Source organism: Clostridia bacterium (assembly GCA_014360065.1).
Classification (GTDB): Bacteria; Bacillota; DSM-521; order Neomoorellales; family JACIYF01; genus JACIYF01.
In genome coordinates this window covers 1-5309 of sequence record JACIYF010000152.1, presented here as the reverse complement: position 1 = coordinate 5309, position 5309 = coordinate 1, and the positions used below count along the sequence as shown (strand labels likewise).

At 54.0% G+C, this 5309-nt stretch carries 4 protein-coding genes; all 4 read right to left on the bottom strand.

The genetic code is table 11. The annotated features are described in order from the left end of the window. Window positions 1–788 precede the first annotated feature (788 nt). A complete protein-coding gene (locus H5U02_13850) occupies window positions 789–2015 on the bottom strand; it encodes a Ger(x)C family spore germination protein (GenBank protein MBC7343506.1) in 1227 nt (408 codons plus the stop codon). A 1-nt stretch (window position 2016) separates the two neighbouring features. Beyond that, a complete protein-coding gene (locus H5U02_13845) occupies window positions 2017–3132 on the bottom strand; it encodes an endospore germination permease (protein MBC7343505.1) in 1116 nt (371 codons plus the stop codon). Then, window positions 3114–4745, bottom strand: coding sequence for a spore germination protein (locus tag H5U02_13840; protein MBC7343504.1), 1632 nt, complete (start codon window positions 4743–4745; stop codon window positions 3114–3116). The genes H5U02_13845 and H5U02_13840 overlap by 19 nt, the downstream gene beginning before the upstream one ends. Before the next feature lie 357 nt (window positions 4746–5102). Beyond that, the coding region (locus H5U02_13835; GenBank protein ID MBC7343503.1) for a glutamate dehydrogenase at window positions 5103–5309 on the bottom strand (207 nt) is incomplete at its 5' end.

Genomic DNA, 5309 nt, shown 5'->3' with positions numbered 1-5309 from the left:
GGCCGGCCTTCCCCATCCCCCAGAAAGCATTACGGCGATAGGACCCCGACCGAACATCCGGGCCTTGGCACCTAGCGAATAGGCACACCCTGGCAGTCGCTCATGTATTACGTGTTTAAGGCTTCCTACGGCGTAGCTTAGGCTTCTAACCTTTCCTTGGGGCCCAATGGGGTGATATAACCTTTTTTGCCCTACTCGCCTGAATTTCAAGCCTTGGGCCTAACTAAACCTTCTACCCTACCTTTAGCCTACCCCCCAACACGCCTTTTGTCCCTTACTGCGGCCTATTTCCATCATTGGTTCGGAAGGACCATCAATTTTGAGCAGTTCTTCCACGAAGCGCGTAAAAGGAAGGCGGGAGTTCCTGTATCGCGTACCGTGCCCGCAAAACAAACCGTGCAAAGCCGCCACAGCATAGGAATTCTTACCTTATTACGAAAGTTACCTTCCTCCGGGAAATCAGCGTACCAGAACTCGGTAGAGGAGGGTAACCCCTCACGCCGTAAAGCTTTTACTGATGCGTGTCGCCCCACGTTTGTACTTGATCTACCAGAAAGAACGGCCACCAGCCAGGGCTAGAGCGAATGACCCATCTAGATTCCTGGCCTTTGACCCAACCGAACGTTCTTCCCCGCTTTTACTCCCGCGTCCGCTCTCAGGCTCCTCAGCGGCCTACAAGATTTGCCCAGACTCGGCTGGCGTCGGCATTCCCGACCAGTTTCATGCTGCTCGTTGAGGCTCGCTGCAGAGTCTCTTGTTTTCTCCCGCCCACCAGCGGCGAAATGGCGTCACCGAACCCCCCGTCCTGGCCGGTTGATTACAGCTTTAACGGTTATGTCCACAGGGACAGTTGGGAAAATTTCCGGCCAGTACTGGCCAATCTTTTCCCATTGGTAAGGATACTTCCTGTACACAGCATTGCCAAAACCAAATACGTCCACCCTTAGTTCCCGCGCCCGGGCCAGGGATAGCTCGGCATAGTTGCTTATGGCCTCGGCAAGGTTGTTCTTCAATAAAGCCAATACCTGCGGGTTTTGCAAATCCAGACCGGATAGATTACCCCCCAAAGAGGTCTGGTCCTGAATGCGGCCATGAACCATGATCTTAACCTGCATGCTAACCTTCCCATCCTCAACAACCGGTTCCAGGGTTGCCTTGGACTTAAATACGTCTATGGCAATATAACCCTCTCCATCGGGAGATTTTACTACTACCGAGTCGCGCCGAGCCTTCCCCCTTATCAACATATAGCCCCTGGTTGCATCGGTATCAAACCAGCCCACCATCTTTTCGCCTTGAAACACTGCGCCTCCGGCCGCCAGCGCCGTTGGCCTTTGGGAACCGGCTTGAGACCCTTCGCTTGGGGCTGCCTCTTCAGTTGCCGGAGATCCAGCCGGAAGAGCCTGGATCCTGGAAAGCAGCATCTCTTCTCCCGGACGGGCCAGTTCACCTAGTTTTTCCAGGAAGGGAGCATCAGGGGTAATGGAGCGTTCGTATTTCATAAGCCGAACCAGGCGTTCCAAGCCCATAGCGGGAGTGGATTCCAGGGGAAACGGGGCCGTAAAAAGCCTCTTCAGATCTCCCTCGACGACAGCTGCATGCAGGCTCAAACGCAGCTCCCGGTCCTTCTCCAACAAGTCGACGATAGCGCCGATGCCATGCCTAGCTAATCTCTCGGAAATCAGTAGCATCCGCAGGTGGGAAAGAGATATCAGCCGGCTGGTGGTTGAGGATAAATTTCTTATGGCTGCAAAGGGCGTTGGTCCTTTGGCAGAATTAGTTGTGAAGGGAGTTCTCCGCCCACCGCCGCCTGCTCCACCCCCCTCGCCCCCGCCGCCTGCAGCCGTCCCCGGACCAGGAAATTGAATTATCGCTTCATAGTTACCCTGGTCATCGATGTCGAAAGCCAGTAAAACTGCGTGCATCAGCTCCTGGGGCTCCCTCCCATCCCAGCAGCCCGTAAGTAAGAATGTAACCAGGGACAGTACCAGTGTCATCTTGGATAGTCGGCGCAAGTCATTGCCCACCTTTCTGGCCGGGAATTTTCCCTAGCAGGGAGCGGGCGATATAAGTGCCCCACAATAAGAGGTAAGGACCAAGGAAAATAGCTGCAACATAAGGACCAATTACATCTGGACTAAAGAACCTCATGATCGCAAAAAGACTTTCGTAGCCATAAACGGCTACCAGCACCCAGATCGCTGCCAGGGGGCCCACCAGGATGCGATAATCCCTTAGGCCCAAGAGCTGGGCTAGTCCCTTGGCCCCGCAATACAAAAATGTGGCCACATCGATGAACAAGCCCAATCCCCAAGCTATTACCGTCAGCGCCTCAATTCGTTCCAAGAAAGCACTTATCTCTATGGACCTTACCATTTCAAAAAAGGGGAAGATAGCTTTGGAGCCCAAGTCCGGCCCCAGCACCCCGACCACAACACTGCTAGCAACAATGAGCACTATCCCCGCCAAAGTAGCAGCAACCAGGGCAGAAGAAGTCGCCTTCTCAGGGATGGTGAGGGTGGGAATCAGCATCGCTAAGGCTAGGAACTGCACACTAATGGCTATCGGTGTGACCGCTCCAGATATTACCGGGCCCAGACCCCGGGCCAGCACCGGCTCCAAATTATGGGGCTGGACGGACCGCAAGGCCCCAGCAATGCTTAAGGCAATAAACAGGGTGAAAAACGGCATGAGGACATCAGCCATCCGGCCAAGAACTTCTATGCCCAAGTAAACCACCAGAGCCGCCAGTATAACCATCGAGGCCGTGATGAAGGTTAAAGGAGTAAGGGGCAAAAATCCGCTGACGAGCACTTCGGCATAGACCCGGGTATCGGTTGCCGCTATATGTAGAAATAGCCATAAAAACGCCAGGGACACCAGGCCACCCACATACTTCCCCAGCAGTCTCTGATTATATTCCACTATCGTTAAGCTGGGAAATTTCGTCCCGAGTCCTCCAACCATCAGGACGATAACCACGCTCCCTAAAAGGGCAAGCGTGGCCGCAGCCCACGCATCCTGCGCCGCCTCCCCGGTGGTGAGCACCGGGAGGGTGGCGATAACTACAGTTGAACGTATCATGAAGAGTATAAAAAGTAACTGCCGGTTAGCTATCTTTTCCCTGACCATTTATCCTTGGCACCCTGCAGGTTTTTCTCTTTCTCTTCTTTCTCCCGACCGGGGCCGGGCATCTGTCCCTGCGGTTGGCGCACTGGCTCCCTGGCACCGGTGAGCTTGGGCCTTCTTATAAAACTCCAGCGGAACATCCGGCTGAAGATATCCTTTAAATCGCTGACAATAAGGGGTGCCAGAGGGGCCAGGAAGGGATAGCCAAAGGACCGCAGACTGGCCAGCAGGATAATCATGAACAACAACCCAAACTGAATGCCAAAAAGGCCCAAGGCTCCACCCAGGAGGATAAAAATAAACCTGACCAGCCGGGCTGCAATGCCAAAGGAGAAGGTAGGCACCGTAAAGGAAGCGATAGCAGTCAGGGCGACAATAATCACCACCGGGGGCGAAACCAGCCCGGCCCTGATGGCAGCCTCACCAAGGACTAGGGCACCGACTATGCTTACTGCAGGACCAATCACGCGCGGCAGCCGGATACCAGCCTCGCGCAGAAGTTCGAACAACAGTTCCATCATGAAAACTTCAAAGACTATCGGGAAAGGTACCCCCTCTTTGGCACCAGTAATCCTTAAAAGGAGATTGGTGGGAATTAATTCCGGATGAAAACGGACGACGGCCACATAGGTGCCAGGAAGGATAATGGAACCGATAAAAGCAACCAAGCGGAGGAGCCGAAGAAAAGAACCAACGGGAACCTTTTCATAATAGTCATCCGGAGCTTGTAAGAGCATGGGAAAATCCATCGGCACCACGAGGACAAAGGGTGTGCCGTCCGTCATAACGGCCACCTTCCCCTCCAACAGGCAGGCTGCAACTCTATCCGGTCTTTCCGTCCGGAATACCAGGGGAAATATAGAGAAAGGGTTGTCCTCGATAAACTCTTCGACGTATCCACTTTCAAGTACGGCGTCAATTTTAATCCGGTTTACCCGCTGGCGTACTTCCTGAACCAGCTCCTCGCTGGCCAGACCCTTGATATAGAGCATAACAACCCGGGTACGGCTGAGGCGGCCCAGAGTAAAATTTTCGATCCAGAGGTTGGGTGTTTTTAACCGACGCCGTACAAGGGATATGTTGGTGCTGATACTTTCGATAAAACCATCCCGGGGCCCCCTGATTACAGTTTCGGATTGGGGTTCGTCAACTGCCCTCTTGTCGTAACCCTGGGTCGAACAGGCCAGAGCTCTGGCGATGCCATGGAAGACAACTACTGAATTGCCCTCTACCAGGGCATTCCATACCTCATCGATAGTGTCTGTCTCGCACACTTCCGACGATTGGAGCCACTGCTCCTTAAGCTGGCTAAACAGCTCTTGTTCGGTAACCGGTCCCATACGAGATAGCCGAGTCCCCAGGCCCAGCATTCGGATAAGCTTTTCCACCAGGAGGCTGTCGGACAGGTTTTCAATATGGAAGACGGCAACCTTAACCCTTCCTTCGCCTACCGTAAGCCGTCTGAATACCACGTCCGGCGAAGGACCGGCGACAGCTTTGAGTAACTTAATGTTTTCCTCCAGGGAAGGTTTTAAGACCAGCCTTTTGATAATACCCTCACGCTGGCTTACTTTTAGCCGGTCTTCCAACCGACGGACCTTGGCTGACTCTTCCACCTTATTTTACCTTTCTTTCCTTAAATCAGCTTTTTCGCGGTTTATTGGTTAATATTCCCCAAAGCTCCTGAGATATGCCTAAGCAAATGAACGCCCGCTCTTGCCCCGGATTTAACGAAGAGTGAAGGCAGATCAGGGTAAGCGGCTAGGCGAAACCGCAGATGCAAGCACCGGGCCAGTAGGCCTTAGCTGGGGAGGAACGTTCTGGAAGTGAGGACAAGGGTGGGGCTTGGAGTTGGTCTACCCCCATGGGGGCAGGGGGTAGACTGCCTCTTGTGCCGCGGATGAGATTTCTCGGCCTCCTCCGCAAGATAAGGGATGGCTTGCGGAAAACGCCAGAATGAGAAAAGCCACCTGTCACGGATACATCCCCCGAATCCGGTTGGCCTGGGCTACCCGGCCCACGGAGAGGACGTAGGCGGCGGTGCGGAGGTCGAGGTTTTTCTCCCGGGCTACGGCATAGACCTCCTCGAAGGCGGAGACCATCACCTGGGAGAGCTTCTGGTTCACCTCCTCCTCGGTCCAGAAGAACTTCATGTTGTCCTGCACCCACTCGAAGTAGGA

What these genes read in the sequence shown, in the direction of transcription:
- H5U02_13845 (MBC7343505.1), bottom strand. Translation starts at nt 3,132, where the DNA reads ATGGTCAGGGAAAAGATAGCTAACCGGCAGTTACTTTTTATACTCTTC.